The following is a 13,793-nucleotide window of genomic DNA, read 5'->3' as shown; positions in this document are numbered from 1 at the left end:
TGTATTAACTAAGTGAAAGTCAACTTAGCCAAATTCGTTCACTTATTAGTGCAACAAGCGCGCACGAATGGTACCTGAAATAGCTTTCATTTTTTCAAGTGCTTCTTGCGCACGATCTGCTTCAACATCAATCACAACATAACCAATTTCAGCACTTGTTTGCAGATACTGACCAGAAATGTTGATCCCTGCATCAGCAAAGATGGTGTTGATTTGAGTTAGAATACCTGGACGGTTTTCGTGAATATGTAATAAGCGTGAGCTCTTATTATGAATCGGCAGTGATACTTCAGGGAAGTTCACACTTGAAAGGGTTGAGCCATTATCTGAGTACTTCACTAACTTACCCGCAACTTCGACGCCGATATTCTCTTGCGCTTCTTGGGTTGAACCACCGATATGCGGCGTTAAGATTACATTATCAAATTCAATCAACTTCGACTCAAATGGGTCTTGGTTCGTTTTTGGCTCAGTTGGGAACACGTCCACAGCAGCGCCAGCGATATGACCAGATTTTAGTGCGTCACAAAGCGCATCGATATCCACCACTGTGCCACGCGCAGCATTGATAAAGATAGAACCTGGCTTCATCATCTCAAACTCAGCTTTGCCCATCATATCTTTTGTTTCTGGCGTTTCAGGAACATGTAAGCTTATCACGTCACACATGTTTAGTAGCTCACTCATGCTTGAGACTTGGGTGGCGTTACCCAGTGATAGTTTGCTTTCGATATCATAGTAATAAACATGCATGCCTAGGTGCTCAGCCATAATGCTTAACTGAGTACCGATGTGGCCATAACCGATAATACCAAAGCGTTTACCACGAGCTTCAAAAGAATGATCGGCTGACTTTTTCCAAATACCACGGTGCGCAAGGGCGTTTTTCTCAGGAATTCCGCGCAGGAGTAATAAGGTTTGTCCAAGAACAAGTTCAGCCACACTACGCGTATTTGAGAAAGGCGCGTTAAATACAGGAATACCACGTTTTGCCGCAGCATCTAGGTTGACTTGGTTAGTCCCAATACAAAAACACCCAACACCAACCAATTTTTTCGCACAATCAAAAACTTCTTGAGTTAAGTTAGTGCGTGAGCGCAGACCAACAAAGTGCGCATCTGCAATCGCTGCTTTAAGCTCTTCTTCTGGAAGCGAGCCTTTATGGTATTCAATATTGGTGTAGCCTGCAGCTTCAAACACTTCTACTGCTGAAGGGTGGAGCCCCTCAAGAAGTAGAATTTTGATTTTATCTTTGTCTAATGAGTTGCGGGGTTCATCTAAAACGGCTGTGCTCATGCTGGATAATCCTTTATTTTTAGTTTTAAACTGATCAAATGTATTTATTTCAAACTATCAAAAAAAATTGAATTTGTGTAATAAAAATACAAGTTTTTTATATAATAAATCGTATTAAAGCGTGGAGAATAGGTATATACCTAAGATTTTTAAGGTATAAATGAAAACGAGCAAGATTATTGGTAGCCATTACGCTATTTAATCTTACTCGTCTATCCATTTATTTAATCACTTCGAGGCTCTATCGTTTCGATCTAGAACTTCTTGGTGATAGCGCCTTGCGCTGTACCTGTAATGCTGACATCTGCGCCGCGGTGAGCAAATAGACCCACAGTAACCACGCCTGCAAGCGCATTGATTTGATCTTCTAGTTTTTTCGGATCAACAATTGAAAGGTTGTGCACATCTAAAATAATATTGCCGTTATCCGTTACCACACCTTGACGATATTCTGGCGTGCCGCCTAGTTTAACCAACTCACGTGCGACGTAAGAGCGCGCCATTGGAATTACTTCTACAGGCAGTGGGAACTTACCTAATACGTCCACAGCTTTAGTATCATCAATGATACAGATAAATTGCTTTGACAGAGCCGCAACGATTTTTTCACGGGTTAGGGCTGCGCCGCCACCTTTAATCATCGCACCTTGCGCATTGATTTCATCTGCGCCATCAACATACACATCTAAGCCATCGACTTCGTTCGCATCAAAAACTTGAATCCCTAAGCCTTTCAGCTTTTCTGTTGACGCAATTGAGCTTGAAACCGCACCCTCAATTTGTCCTTTCATTGTGCCAAGCGCATCAATAAAATGATTTACAGTTGAACCTGTGCCGACACCGACAATGCTTCCAGGTTTTACATAATCAAGTGCCGCCCAACCAGCTGCTTTTTTCATTTCATCTTGCGTCATTTTCGTATCCTTTAAGGGGTTAAAGATAAGGTAATCGATTGCGTGGAATTATATACCCAAGTGGATGAAAGATGCTAGCATCCGGCGAAATTAAAGCGATTCTCTTTTAGCTTTACAATTTTGCAGGGATGATCACTTGGCTTGGCGTAAGGATAAAGTCTAAATCTTGATCCCAAGGAGAAGGGCTTATCTGAGTGACTTGCTGGCAGTCATGGGCAAGCCCAAGCTTTTTACCCTTAAAGTGAGCAAAAGTTCGATCATAATAGCCGCCTCCCATACCAATGCGGTGACCTTGAGCATCAAAGGCAACGAGAGGCGTGCAAATCATATCGAGCCTATCCAGTGGGCAGATGTTCGAACAGCGCAGGGCCGGCTCAAGAATATTATATTTATTCGCGATTAGTTTAGTTTCAGGTGCGTAGTGCAAAAAGAGTAACTGACCTTTAGAGAATGGATGGATCACTGGTAAATAAACGGACTTTCCTTGTTTCCATAACCAATCTATTACAAGGTTTGGAGAAAGCTCCCCATCTTGCGCTAGGTATAAGGCAATATGTGTTATTTGGTCAATATTAGGCAGGCTTTTAAACTTTAATAAAAGATCTTTTGTCGCCAGAGACTGAGCGCTAGGTGTTAGGGATTGACGACGAGTACGCACTTGATGACGAATTTGTGCATTACTGAGAGTAACAGAGGATGACGTCGACATAGGTTTCCTTAGTTGAAGGAAAGTATTACGAGAGAAAGGAATACCCCAAGGTGCCGTTGAGAATGGTGTGCCTATGAACCAGCTCGTTCAAGGCGGATTGGTTATTCTGACTTTAGGCTTCCCGATACGAGTCGGGCTTGCGCGTCCATCAAAAAAACGAACCCTTAGTTTTTACTTATCGGCTCAGGGACTAAAATCCTCTGACGCACACCCCAGGGTAAATTTTGTATCCTGATAACTTCTTATTTGTTATCAGTTTTATCATCAGATAGATCTTTTTTATTTAAAGCTGTATCTAATAATTTTTGTAATTCTTGCGCTCTTTCTTTAATTGCATGACTCTGAGAGGCTTTTTCTGCTTTTACATTTCGAAGTTCGTAATAAGCATTTAAAGCTGAGATAGCGAGTAATTGCTGCGCATCTTTCACTTTAGTACGCTCTGACATTTGCTTCAAGCGATCATTAAGCTCTTGAGCGACTTCTTCCAGAGCTTCTTCTTGTCCAGGTGGACAATTGACGCGAATGATTTTACCTAAAATTTTAACTTCCACAGTCAAATACCCTAATTTGTGACAATAGGCGTATTCTGCCTGCTTCGCCCTCTCATTTCAATTAAATCCTAACTTTGATCGCTTATATATTCAAGTGTTTAGAAAAAATATTGAGCGCAACTGCCCAATATTAAATCAAACTTGCCGCGCAAGGGAACTTGCTGAATGTTTTCTATACAAAAAACGGCTTTTTTAGCTAGATTCTCTTGTATGAAAGGATATCTTGCGCTGAATATTTTCACTTAACTTGTCATCTTGGTATACTCTCAAATGTTGATTTTTTTCTACACAGGAAACCCTATGAGCCAAGCTAAACTACCAAGCTATACCCAAACGACCCAAAGCCTGCAAAGTGCGAGTCTTTCTTTAACCGCTGCAGACTTACACGGCCTGATCACCGGGATGTTGTCAACTGGCATGGATTTTAGCCAAGAGCAGTGGAAGGTTCTCCTGCATGATTATACCAATGATGGGATGAGTTGGCCGATTGATATCCAAGCAATGGCAACTGAGCTTGCAGAGTTTACTTCAAACCAACTCAATGAAAATGATTTTGAGCTTTCTTTGTTACTCGATGAAGAAGGCGATATCTTTGAGCTTGCTGAGAGTGTGAGCCAGTGGGTGAATCACTTTATTTCAGGTATTGGTCTTGGCCATCACTTGGGTTTAAAGCTTTCTAATCCGCAGATCAAAGAAGCGATGGAAGATTTAGAAGAAATTGCTCGCCTTGGCATAGATGAAGATGATGATTTAAATGAGCAAGCGCTACTTCTTGAGCAAGTGATTGAACACGTTAAAGTTTGTGTCTTAAGCTTAGCCATGGAATTTGAACAAGCAGCGAAAAAGCAAACCAAGAAAACTCTTCACTAAATTTAAACAAAGGAAACCGCATGCAATCTTATGATGTTGTGATTGTCGGTGCAGGAATGACAGGAGCGAGCTTAGCTTTGGCGTTAAATCAAGCGCTCAAGCAAAGTCATAGTCGCCTGAAAATTGCTGTTGTTGAAGCGAAAGCGCATGATGATGCAGCGCATCCAGGTTTTGATGCCAGAGCTATCGCCTTGTCTTACGGGACGGTTAACTTACTTAAGCAAATTCAAATCTGGGAGAAGCTGAAACCTTTTGCTTCGCCGATTCATAACATTCATATCTCAGAGACGGGGCATGCGAGTTCCTGTGAGCTTAAAGCGCAAGATTATCATGTTGATGCGCTTGGCTATGTCGTGGCTTTAGAGGATGTCGGGGCGATTTATCATCAAAAGTTAAACGCGCTTGCAAACTCAGAACCAGATCTTGATCTTTACTGTCCAGTTTCAATTGAGGCGATTGATCGCTGCCAAGACGAGGTGCGTTTAAGTTTAAGCACAGGTGAATGCGTGCGCGCTAACTTGCTTGTGGCTGCCGATGGTACTTTCTCCAAAACTTGCCAAGCTTTAAATATCCCACTGCTTGAAAAAGACTTTGGTCAAAGTGCAATCATTGCCAATGTGGCGACTCAAGAGCCAGTAAACGCTTGGGCTTATGAAAGATTCACGCAGCAAGGGCCGATTGCTTTTTTGCCAATGAATGCCGCCCAGCAGGTTTCAAAGTCCGAATATCAGCGCACTGCGATTAATACCAAGCATAGATATTCAGTTGTTTACTGCCTGAAAAATACGACGCGTATTGAGCAGCAAAATATAACCAGCCTGATTGAGTCAGATGATGCTGTTTTCTTAGATAAACTCCAGCAAGATTTTGGTTGGCGCTTAGGTAAACTGACAGCAACAGGTAAACGCAATGCTTATCCACTTAAGTTGTATTACCGTGAGCGAGTGATAAGCCATCGCTGCGTGATGATAGGCAATGCCGCGCAAACCTTACATCCGATTGCCGGACAAGGTTTTAATTTAGGCATTAGAGATGTGATTAGCCTCGCAGAAACCCTGATTGATTCGATGCACACTTCTAAACAAGAGCCAGAAAAGGCTTTAGATCTAGGAAGTTACGCCGTATTAAATACTTACAGCAAAAGACGTCAAGCAGATAGAGATAAAACGATCGCGCTTACATCAAACTTGGTACATCTTTTTTCTAATGGCTACCCAAGTATGATTTTAGGACGTAATTTAGGTTTAATGGCATTAGATGCCTTAGACAGAGTTAAGCAACCGATAGTAACCCGCACGATGGGACTTGTGGAGCGATAAATGCAGATTCATAATTTTGATATTGCCATCATTGGCGGCGGTATGGTTGGGCTTTCATTAGCTGCTTCGTTTGAAAATACAAACCTACGTGTTGCTGTGATCGAAGGACAAGCACCAGATGAAACCTTAAATGATCTGCCAGATAATCGTGTCTCTGCGCTCAGTCGTGCAAGTGAAACCTTTTTATCTCATTTAGGTGCTTGGCCTTATATTGAGTCAAAGCGCTTGGCCGCTTATGTTGGAATGCAAGTGTGGGAGAAAGACAGCTTTGCAGAGCTAAACTTTAATGCCCAAGAAATTGCTCAACCAAACCTTGGATATATCATTGAAAACCGTGTGATTCATTTGGCACTGCTTGAAAAAGTACGCAGTTTATCAAATGTCACTGTTTTTATGCCTGAAAGATGCCAAAGCCTTGCGGTTGGCGAGCAAGAAGCATGGTTAACATTAAGCTCTGGTGATGCTTTAACCACAAAACTTGTGGTCGGCGCCGATGGTGCGAACTCTTGGTTGCGTCAGCAGCAGGATATTCCACTGACGCATTGGGATTATGGACACAGTGCCATTGTGGCGAACATTTTAACCAAAGAGCCACATCAGGGGATTGCTCGTCAAGTCTTTACCCCACAGGGGCCTGTTGCTATGTTGCCTTTGACTGAGCCTAACTTGTGTTCATTGGTTTGGTCTACCGATCCTGAGCGCGCACAGAACTTAACTAACGCTTCAGCCGAAGAATTTAATCAAGCTTTAACTGTTGAGCTTGATAACTGTCTTGGGCTTTGCCAAGTCTTAGGTAAGCGCCAATCTCACCCTTTAAAAATGCGTTATGCCCGTGATTTTGTACGCCCTAGAGTCGCTTTAGTTGGCGATGCGGCGCACACGATTCACCCGTTAGCTGGTCAAGGGGTTAACTTAGGTTTTCTCGATGCAGCGAGTCTTGCCGAGGAGGTCAAAGCAATTTGGCAACAAGGCAAAGATATTGGCGCGGTTGAAAATTTGCGAGCATATGAACGTTGGCGTAAAGCTGAAGCGGCGAAGATGATTGCAGCAATGCAGGGCTTTCGCGACCTATTTGAAGGGGATAATCCGGCCAAGAAACTTGTGCGCAGTTTTGGCATGAGTTTATTTGATAAGTTGCCAGGTGCAAAAGATGAGATGATGAAGCGCGCTCTTGGGCTGAAAGGGCATTTACCCCAAGCCTGCCGGAGTCAACAAGTCAGCACTGCTAAATCAAACTAGAGTTAACCAATATAATCTAAGCACAAAAAATTAACGCCAGAAACCCAAAAGGTAACTGGCGCTAATTTTTAGTCGTTTTCTTTTTTATAAATTAAGCAGCAAAAGCGCAGCGTAGGCGTGAAATTTCCTGATTAACCTCTTTCACGGTTTTGAAATGACGTTGTTCTGCCTGTTCAGGCATAAGCAATTTGCCATTATCAAATTCGAATTTACCTACGCCGTGAATATAAATGCGTCCTTTAAACAGACGACTGACATGTTTTGCGATCATGCTCGGCATATAATTTTTAAAAAGTCTCATACCATTATCCTTATTAGTATTCAAAAGCAGCTTAGTCGATGACATAAGGACGACACCTGCTTTATGGCGCATAGTGTACACCATAAAATATTGCTTTTGAGTTATGTTTTGGTTAAACGTGATGAGTAAAGGGTATTTAGTCTTAAATTGCTCTAAAAATAAGCATCATGGCATCATTTATATTCTATATTTTAATTTTATATCCTTCACAGCGAATGTGCGAGGTTTCAAAGATGGTTTTGTGAATGCTGCCGCAGACTAAAGGTTTTAGTGATCTTGGTGGGAATTTTTTGCTAAATAGGGGCTCTAAACGAGAATAACCCTATCAATACGTGCAGCATTCATAGGGTTAAGTTATTTATTGAATCAAAATCGGGCTTATTCTTCTAAGCTATAGGGAAGTGCCTTGAAGCTTAGTTTAATATCTGGGTAAGCAGCTAAACGAAAACTTGTATCTGGCTCTAAGTCATTATTTAAAATAACAAGTCCAATTAATTTTGGATCAAAATATTGATACTGAGCAATGAAATGACCAGCCGATCGCCAATTCTCGCCTACTTGTCTTTCTACTTCTAACATGCCTTGTAATTCAAGTGCTGCTGGATATTCCTGGCTTTCTAAAATAAACAAGGCGCGTTTGTTAATACCGCGATACTTAGCGCGAGCAACGGTTTCTTGACCTGTATAGCAACCTTTAGTAAATGAAATACCGCCAAGTGCTTGCAAGTTAAAGGCTTGTGGAATATGGCTAGCTTGATCGGCTAGGTTTACTCTTGGGTGCGCATCGAGCACGTCATAACAATCCCACATATCTTGAGCGACTTTATGTCCTTCCTCAAAAAGCTTAACCAATTGCTCTGCATTTTCTTGTGGGATGCAGATTAAATATCGAAGCGGTGACACCTCAACGCAACTGCCACCTAAAAGATCATAAACGTTTGTTTGTGAGTCATCTACTTTTGCAAGTTGGTTTTCAGGATCGCGTGGCGTCGCGTGATGAGCGATAAATTCTTTTGCTTGGCTGCCTATCAGTCCAAAACAAAGATCATCACTTTGCTTGATCTCAATTTGTGAAAATACAGCATATTTTTTTAATTGTGTAACGGCTTCATCGATAGCTGATTTGGTTTGAAATAACGCATAACCTTGTTGATGATGAAACAGACGGAAAACACTCCAGACTTTGCCTTTTGCATCACAATGTGCACCAAAGCTTGCTTTATCTTTGGCAAGGGTGACGACATCACAAGTCAACTGGCCATTAAGATATGTCTTGCTGTCCTTACCTGTGACCGAAATTGTGCACCAATCTTTTAAATAAGTAAGTAAAAGCTCAGGTGTTGCATCTTGGCTTGCATGTGTCACTTTGGTAAAAATTTGCTCTAAATTCATCTGCCAAACCTTTGGTTGATTCTGTAAAATTTGTCCTATCTTATCCTTGATAGATAAGCAACATCAAGATGACTTTTGATTTTGTTTTTGAAACAGATCTTGATTTTATGCGATCCATCAAGATATTTTTTTCTACTTTGCTTATGATTGTAGTAGATGCATACTGATAACAAAAATACCTTGTAAAAATAAAGTTTTAGTCAATTAAATGGTGGGGATTTATATGTATACAGCAGAAGAAAAAGCGCGCATTAAGTGGGGGTGTCGTCGTGGCATGCTCGAGTTAGATGTGGTGATCATGCCATTTTTTGAAGAATGCTTTGAGGATCTCACAGAAAAAGAGCAACAAGATTTCGTCGCCTTGCTTGAGTGTGATGATCCCGATCTTTTTACTTGGATCATGGGGCATCAACGTAGCGAAAACTTATGTCATGCCAACATGGTGGATAAAATTATTGCGCATAACCGTAGTAAGCTTAGATAAAGCAAGTTCAGTTAATATATCGAGAGTATATGCACAAAGAAGAGCAGCACTATTTACTCCTAAAACTTAAGCGTTCAAAGCTAGTTTTTAAACTAAATTTGTTGATTTTCTTTGTGTTAGCCATCTTTTTAGCCATTTCAGAGTTTCCTCTAAGTGCCAGTTTATATGGCTACTTCTTCCTCTTTCGGCTCTATCAGGCGCGGCCGCATATTGATACGCTTTACCTTCGGCTAAGCGATAGCAATCAATTATTCTTGTGGCAACACAGATCGCAAATAGAAAGTCTTTACTTTAAAGAGTTGCGTTTGTTATTCGCACCGATCGCTGTACAAGTCAGGTTTTCTTACTCACACCAATTGCAAGCTAATCATTTGTGGATCTTTTTTGATATGCTCTCGGAAAAAGATTTTAAAGCCTTGATTAGACATCTTAAATCCCGAGAGCATCATTGGATGGATTAGAATAAAGGGTTACGTGTCTTATATTCTTCCGGCTCTAAAATCGTCGGTCCGCTGTGCTCTAGTTTATCTGGGTAATCAAGCGTGTAATGAAGGCCACGACTTTCTTTACGTTGCATGGCACAATGCACCATAAGTTCTGCTACCTGAAGTAAGTTACGCAGCTCAAGTAAGTTATTCGAAACTCTAAAGTTTGAATAGTATTCATGAGTTTCTTGTTGCAAGAGTTGAATACGGCGCAGGGCACGTTCCAAGCGTTTGTCGGTACGCACAATCCCCATATAATCCCACATGAAAAGGCGTAGCTCGTGCCAGTTATGTTGCAAGATAACTTCTTCATCTGAGTTGGTCACTTGGCTTTCATCCCAAGCAGGTAAACTTTCAGGGATCTGCACGGTATCGAGTTTAGCCAGCATATCTTGCGCACTTGCCCATGCATACACCACACATTCAAGTAATGAGTTAGATGCTAAACGATTGGCGCCATGTAACCCAGTGTAAGACACTTCACCAATTGCATACAGGTTTTCAATATCGGTTTGACCCTTAGTATTTACCATCACGCCGCCGCAGGTGTAATGGGCTGCAGGGACAATTGGAATCGGCTCTTTACGCATATCGATGCCAAGTTCAAGCAAACGTTTGAAGATGGTCGGAAAGTGTTTCTCGATAAATTCATCATCTTTATGACTAATATCTAGATACATACAATCCACACCTAAGCGCTTCATTTCATAGTCAATTGCACGTGCGACAATATCACGTGGTGCGAGCTCTTCGCGTTTATCAAACTCAGGCATAAAGCGCGTACCATCGGGGCGTTTTAGATAAGCGCCTTCACCGCGCAATGCTTCGGTAAGTAAAAAGTTTCTTGCCTCTGGGTGGAACAGACAAGTCGGGTGGAATTGGTTAAATTCAAGGTTAGCGACGCGACAACCTGCGCGCCATGCCATCGCAATGCCATCACCTGATGCAATATCAGGGTTTGAAGTATATTGATAAACTTTTGATGCGCCGCCAGTGGCTAACACAACAAATTTAGCGCGGACAGTTTCAACATGCTCGGCTTCACGGTTCCAAATATAAGCGCCAACAATTTTACGCGCACTGCCGCCAATTTTAGCTTCAGAAATTAAATCAATCGCATTATAGCGCTCGAGAATTTGAATGTTTGGGTGAGCAATGGCGTTGTCTTGTAAGGAGTTTTGCATCGCCATGCCCGTTGCATCGGCTGCATGTAGAATGCGGCGATGGCTGTGGCCGCCTTCACGGGTTAAGTGATGCTTTGGATTTTTACTTTTATCTGCTTCATCTAAATCAAAAGGCACGCCGCCATCAATCAGCCATTGGACGCAATCTTTGGCGTTTTTAGCTATAAATTCGACGGTTGGCTTTTCACAGATCCCAGCGCCAGCTATTAAGGTGTCTTCTACATGCGAATCGACGGTATCTTCTTTATCAAACACAGCAGCAATCCCGCCTTGTGCATAATAAGTCGAACCTTCACTCAGTGGGCCTTTACTTAAGACCAATACTTTTGCATGATTTGCCAGACGCAGTGCAAGGGATAAACCAGCCGCACCACTGCCAATAACCAAAATGTCACATTGATGTTCTTCTTGAGTATTCATAGCTTGTCCAAATTAAGATGCGACAGGTACATTTGCGCCTGTGTCTATGCCAAAATGACTTCAATTCAAGTTAGATCTTGATTTAAATCTAGCGTTATTTTTTCTATATTGATAGAAATTTTAAAAAGTCACTTAGGGATAAGTTCGCATTATGAAAGAGAATATGCAAAGATTATACCCAGACGAAGAAGATGGAAAGTGCTATAAGCATATTATTTATTATTGGAACAAAATAATTTGAACCTTTTGATTTCACATGAGTCCTATTTTCATAAGAGATAGGAGCCAAGACGTGATTTGAGTGTTCAAGTCAAAAGGTCACCAAGATAAATTTCCACACTACAAATAATAACAATAGGAGTAGGTGCTCGAAATGAGCGACCAGTTGACAGATCAAGTCTTAATTGAGCGAGTTCAAAACGGAGATAAACAAGCATTCAACCTTTTGGTCGTTAAGTATCAAAACAAAGTTTGTAACTTAATTTCTCGTTATATTAAAAATTCGGGCGACGTGCCTGATGTCGCTCAAGAAGCTTTTATTAAGGCATATCGTGCGCTGCCCAACTTTAGAGGGGAGAGCGCCTTTTATACTTGGCTTTATCGGATCGCGGTGAATACGGCAAAAAACCATATTGTATCGCAGTCACGCAGACCGCCATCGAGCGATGTGGACGCCGAAGAAGCTGAATTCTATGAAAATAACAATGGATTAAAAGAAATATCGAACCCTGAGAACTTAACGTTGTCAGAAGAATTAAAGCAGGTTGTGTTTCATGCAATTGAAGCCTTGCCTGATGATTTAAAAACGGCCATGACATTACGCGAGCTTGATGGATTAAGCTATGAAGAAATCGCAGTCGTAATGGATTGTCCAGTCGGCACTGTGCGATCGCGAATCTTTCGTGCGCGTGAGGCAGTGGAGCGTAAAATTCAACCACTTATCCAAAGGTAGCTTGCTTCATATAGCTTATCTAAGATGAGTAACTAAATGAAATAGGCGTGAACATTTTGGGAAGTGACAAGGTGAATAAAATGTCAAATAAAGAACAGCTTTCAGCACTAATGGACGGCGAAGCTATTGATCTATCTTTGATTAAAGCAATTGAGCAAGATTCAGAAAGCTTTCAATCCTGGAAAAATTTCCATTTGATTTCTGATACTCTCAAGGGTGAGGCGCCAGCTGAGTCAAATTGGGATATCAGTTTGAATGTTGCTGCAGCACTTGAAGCTGAGCCTAGCTATAGCAAGTTAGATGACTCAATTGTGCCTGATAATGTTCAAGACTTGAAAGAGTCGCAACCAACACCTCAAAAAGCACGCAAACATTTACCTGCTTGGTTGACGCAATTGTCACAAGTCGGGGTGGCGGCATGTGTTTCCTTGATGGTTATTTTTGGCGTTCAACAGTATTCAGGTCAAGATGGAGCAGATGCTGATGCTGATGCAGTACCGGTTCTTCAGACGATCCCTTTTTCAGGTGCAGCAGAGCCTGTTAGTTTAACGCGTGAATCTGTGCGTGCTCAGTCTGAAGAAGCAAAACAGCTTGATGAAAGTCGTCAAATTAATGCCTTGATGCAAGACTATCAAATGCAATTGCGTTTAAATCATAGTCAAAGCAATCTTGATAATGAAAATCACATTCAAGAATCTATAAAATAAGATGAAAAAAATTCTGATAAGTACTTTGTTGCTTTTCAGCGCAATCACTCAAGCAGCCTCTTCTGATGACATCTCAGCAGAGGCTTTATTGCGCGAGATGAGCCAAGCGAGTAGAAGCTTAAACTATGAGCTTTCTTACATTTTGGTCGAAAAGAACAATATCGAACCGCTCGTTTATCGCCATGCTAATGTGAATCAACAACAAATTGCTCACCTTGCTTACCTTAGCGGTCCTTTACGTGAAGTGATCCGTCGTAATAACGAAATCAGTTATATCGAGCCTAATACCGATCCTTTCACTGTCAACAGTGATCGTATGGTCGCGCCTGTCTTACCTTTTATTAATATTGATATCTCCCAACTTGAATCTCAGTATGACTTTTTACTTATTGGCCGTTCACGCGAAGCGGGTGCAGTGTGCCAAGTGGTTCGTATTGTGCCTAAAGACGGTCAACGTTATTCATATCTTGTTTGGGTGGATGAGCGTAGCAAACTACCTATTCGCGCGGACCTAAAAGATCGCAATGGGGAGACAATTGAGCAATACAGAACGATTTCATTTTCAATTAATGATCAAATTGGGACTTTGCTCGAGCGCTTAAACCAAGCCAAGTTACCAAAAGTCTTAAGTTTTCCTGAGAAAACACCAGAAAAATCTGATTGGAAAGTGACTTGGTTGCCGGATGGTTTCCAAGGCAGTGAAATGAATAGCTATCGTATTTCTTTGACTCAAAGAATGGTCGAAAGCCAAATTTTCACAGATGGGTTATTCTATTTTTCAATCTATGTTTCGGATGTCGATACAAAAGATAACCATGCAAAAATTTATCGCCAAGGGCGTCGCACCTTGCACACCTTCACAAAAGGCGATAAAGAGATTTCTGTGATTGGTGATCTTCCTCCAGCCACAGCGAAACGTATTGCCGAATCGGTTCAATTTACATCAAGCTAAGCCTAGATGTATACTTAT

Annotated in this window: 15 protein-coding genes and 1 other RNA gene; 8 read left to right on the top strand and 8 right to left on the bottom strand. The window is 41.6% G+C overall.

Features of this window, described 5'->3' with window-relative positions; translation table 11 throughout:
- Positions 1 to 45: 45 nt before the first annotated feature.
- From serA to zapA, 5 genes are all read right to left on the bottom strand, one after another.
- A complete protein-coding gene (gene serA / locus AC2VOY_RS03865; RefSeq protein WP_491832335.1) occupies positions 46 to 1,296 on the bottom strand; it encodes a phosphoglycerate dehydrogenase in 1,251 nt (416 codons plus the stop codon).
- 254 nt (positions 1,297 to 1,550) lie between these two features.
- A complete protein-coding gene (gene rpiA, locus AC2VOY_RS03860; RefSeq protein ID WP_491832333.1) occupies positions 1,551 to 2,210 on the bottom strand; it encodes a ribose-5-phosphate isomerase RpiA in 660 nt (219 codons plus the stop codon).
- Positions 2,211 to 2,322: 112 nt separating this feature from the next.
- Positions 2,323 to 2,919 (bottom strand): 5-formyltetrahydrofolate cyclo-ligase, encoded by a 597-nt coding sequence (locus AC2VOY_RS03855; RefSeq protein ID WP_491832331.1) that lies wholly within the window; start codon positions 2,917 to 2,919, stop codon positions 2,323 to 2,325.
- A 38-nt stretch (positions 2,920 to 2,957) separates the two neighbouring features.
- Positions 2,958 to 3,141: non-coding RNA, 6S RNA (ssrS, locus tag AC2VOY_RS03850), on the bottom strand.
- A gap of 20 nt (positions 3,142 to 3,161) precedes the next feature.
- A complete protein-coding gene (zapA, locus tag AC2VOY_RS03845; RefSeq protein ID WP_491832329.1) occupies positions 3,162 to 3,470 on the bottom strand; it encodes a cell division protein ZapA in 309 nt (102 codons plus the stop codon).
- Between the two features lie 300 nt (positions 3,471 to 3,770).
- Here zapA and AC2VOY_RS03840 point away from each other — a divergent pair, with 300 nt between their 5' ends.
- The 3 genes from AC2VOY_RS03840 to AC2VOY_RS03830 are packed head-to-tail and all read left to right on the top strand — an operon-like array spanning position 3,771 to position 6,898.
- Positions 3,771 to 4,340: a UPF0149 family protein gene (locus AC2VOY_RS03840; protein ID WP_491832327.1), complete on the top strand. Its 570-nt coding sequence runs from the start codon at positions 3,771 to 3,773 to the stop codon at positions 4,338 to 4,340.
- A 20-nt stretch (positions 4,341 to 4,360) separates the two neighbouring features.
- Entirely contained in the window at positions 4,361 to 5,659 is a 1,299-nt protein-coding gene (gene ubiH, locus AC2VOY_RS03835) for a 2-octaprenyl-6-methoxyphenyl hydroxylase (protein ID WP_491832325.1), read from the top strand.
- Positions 5,660 to 6,898, top strand: a complete 1,239-nt coding sequence (locus tag AC2VOY_RS03830; protein WP_491832323.1) for an FAD-dependent 2-octaprenylphenol hydroxylase — start codon at positions 5,660 to 5,662, stop codon at positions 6,896 to 6,898. It abuts the gene before it with no gap.
- A gap of 91 nt (positions 6,899 to 6,989) precedes the next feature.
- Here AC2VOY_RS03830 and AC2VOY_RS03825 read toward each other — a convergent pair whose 3' ends face one another.
- Together AC2VOY_RS03825 and ygfZ are read right to left on the bottom strand one after the other, a co-directional pair.
- A complete protein-coding gene (locus AC2VOY_RS03825) occupies positions 6,990 to 7,199 on the bottom strand; it encodes a DUF1107 domain-containing protein (protein WP_491833007.1) in 210 nt (69 codons plus the stop codon).
- 378 nt (positions 7,200 to 7,577) lie between these two features.
- Positions 7,578 to 8,591, bottom strand: coding sequence for a tRNA-modifying protein YgfZ (ygfZ, locus tag AC2VOY_RS03820; protein WP_491832321.1), 1,014 nt, complete (start codon positions 8,589 to 8,591; stop codon positions 7,578 to 7,580).
- Between the two features lie 223 nt (positions 8,592 to 8,814).
- Between ygfZ and AC2VOY_RS03815 the strand changes: the two genes are divergently transcribed.
- Positions 8,815 to 9,075, top strand: coding sequence for an FAD assembly factor SdhE (locus tag AC2VOY_RS03815; RefSeq protein WP_491832319.1), 261 nt, complete (start codon positions 8,815 to 8,817; stop codon positions 9,073 to 9,075).
- Between the two features lie 29 nt (positions 9,076 to 9,104).
- Positions 9,105 to 9,536, top strand: coding sequence for a hypothetical protein (locus AC2VOY_RS03810; protein ID WP_491832317.1), 432 nt, complete (start codon positions 9,105 to 9,107; stop codon positions 9,534 to 9,536).
- Here AC2VOY_RS03810 and nadB read toward each other — a convergent pair.
- The gene (gene nadB, locus AC2VOY_RS03805; protein WP_491832315.1) at positions 9,533 to 11,164 is read right to left on the bottom strand and encodes an L-aspartate oxidase; all 1,632 of its coding nucleotides are present in this window, start codon (positions 11,162 to 11,164) and stop codon (positions 9,533 to 9,535) included. The two genes, AC2VOY_RS03810 and nadB, sit on opposite strands and share 4 nt — an antisense overlap.
- Before the next feature lie 373 nt (positions 11,165 to 11,537).
- Between nadB and rpoE the strand changes: the two genes are divergently transcribed.
- From rpoE to rseB, 3 genes are all read left to right on the top strand, one after another.
- Positions 11,538 to 12,116: an RNA polymerase sigma factor RpoE gene (rpoE, locus tag AC2VOY_RS03800; RefSeq protein ID WP_491832313.1), complete on the top strand. Its 579-nt coding sequence runs from the start codon at positions 11,538 to 11,540 to the stop codon at positions 12,114 to 12,116.
- Positions 12,117 to 12,196: 80 nt separating this feature from the next.
- The gene (locus AC2VOY_RS03795) at positions 12,197 to 12,823 is read left to right on the top strand and encodes an RseA family anti-sigma factor (protein ID WP_491832311.1); all 627 of its coding nucleotides are present in this window, start codon (positions 12,197 to 12,199) and stop codon (positions 12,821 to 12,823) included.
- A 1-nt stretch (position 12,824) separates the two neighbouring features.
- Positions 12,825 to 13,775 carry a sigma-E factor regulatory protein RseB gene (gene rseB / locus AC2VOY_RS03790; RefSeq protein WP_491832309.1) on the top strand — a complete coding sequence of 317 codons (951 nt, stop codon included), beginning with the start codon at positions 12,825 to 12,827 and terminating at the stop codon, positions 13,773 to 13,775.
- The last annotated feature ends 18 nt before the right edge of the window (positions 13,776 to 13,793 follow it).

This window comes from Vibrio sp. KMM 9700 (assembly GCF_058545285.1).
Note: the sequence above shows the minus strand (reverse complement) of the source record. Positions and strands in the feature narration are given on the sequence as shown.

What these genes read in the sequence shown, in the direction of transcription:
- nadB (WP_491832315.1), bottom strand. Translation starts at nt 11,164, where the DNA reads ATGAATACTCAAGAAGAACATCAATGTGACATTTTGGTTATTGGCAGT.
- rseB (WP_491832309.1), top strand. Translation starts at nt 12,825, where the DNA reads ATGAAAAAAATTCTGATAAGTACTTTGTTGCTTTTCAGCGCAATCACT.
- serA (WP_491832335.1), bottom strand. Translation starts at nt 1,296, where the DNA reads ATGAGCACAGCCGTTTTAGATGAACCCCGCAACTCATTAGACAAAGAT.
- rpiA (WP_491832333.1), bottom strand. Translation starts at nt 2,210, where the DNA reads ATGACGCAAGATGAAATGAAAAAAGCAGCTGGTTGGGCGGCACTTGAT.
- AC2VOY_RS03825 (WP_491833007.1), bottom strand. Translation starts at nt 7,199, where the DNA reads ATGAGACTTTTTAAAAATTATATGCCGAGCATGATCGCAAAACATGTC.
- AC2VOY_RS03830 (WP_491832323.1), top strand. Translation starts at nt 5,660, where the DNA reads ATGCAGATTCATAATTTTGATATTGCCATCATTGGCGGCGGTATGGTT.
- AC2VOY_RS03810 (WP_491832317.1), top strand. Translation starts at nt 9,105, where the DNA reads ATGCACAAAGAAGAGCAGCACTATTTACTCCTAAAACTTAAGCGTTCA.
- ygfZ (WP_491832321.1), bottom strand. Translation starts at nt 8,591, where the DNA reads ATGAATTTAGAGCAAATTTTTACCAAAGTGACACATGCAAGCCAAGAT.
- AC2VOY_RS03855 (WP_491832331.1), bottom strand. Translation starts at nt 2,919, where the DNA reads ATGTCGACGTCATCCTCTGTTACTCTCAGTAATGCACAAATTCGTCAT.
- AC2VOY_RS03840 (WP_491832327.1), top strand. Translation starts at nt 3,771, where the DNA reads ATGAGCCAAGCTAAACTACCAAGCTATACCCAAACGACCCAAAGCCTG.
- rpoE (WP_491832313.1), top strand. Translation starts at nt 11,538, where the DNA reads ATGAGCGACCAGTTGACAGATCAAGTCTTAATTGAGCGAGTTCAAAAC.
- AC2VOY_RS03815 (WP_491832319.1), top strand. Translation starts at nt 8,815, where the DNA reads ATGTATACAGCAGAAGAAAAAGCGCGCATTAAGTGGGGGTGTCGTCGT.
- AC2VOY_RS03795 (WP_491832311.1), top strand. Translation starts at nt 12,197, where the DNA reads ATGTCAAATAAAGAACAGCTTTCAGCACTAATGGACGGCGAAGCTATT.
- ubiH (WP_491832325.1), top strand. Translation starts at nt 4,361, where the DNA reads ATGCAATCTTATGATGTTGTGATTGTCGGTGCAGGAATGACAGGAGCG.